General features: G+C 68.6%; 1 protein-coding gene. It reads left to right on the top strand.

The annotated features are described in order from the left end of the window. The coding region (locus AC2Q9J_RS17880; protein ID WP_499042017.1) for a uracil-DNA glycosylase family protein at positions 1-277 on the top strand (277 nt) is incomplete at both ends.

The following is a 277-nucleotide window of genomic DNA, read 5'->3' as shown; positions in this document are numbered from 1 at the left end:
GTGGTGCGAGCAGGGCGTGTGCCTGCTCAACCGCGTGTTGACGGTGCGCCCGGGTGCGCCGGCGTCGCATCGAGGCCGCGGCTGGGAGGAGGTGACGCAGTGCGCGATTGACGCCCTGGTGTCTCGGGAGCGCGCCGATGGCTCGCGCGCTCCCCTCGTGGCAATTTTGTGGGGCAAGGACGCGCAGTCGCTCGCGCTGCGGCTGGGTGACACGCCGATTATTGCGTCCGCCCACCCGTCGCCACTCTCAGCATATCGAGGGTTTTTCGGATCGAAG

This window comes from Planococcus sp. RAB007_Raresut (genome assembly GCF_057369535.1).
Note: the sequence above shows the minus strand (reverse complement) of the source record. Positions and strands in the feature narration are given on the sequence as shown.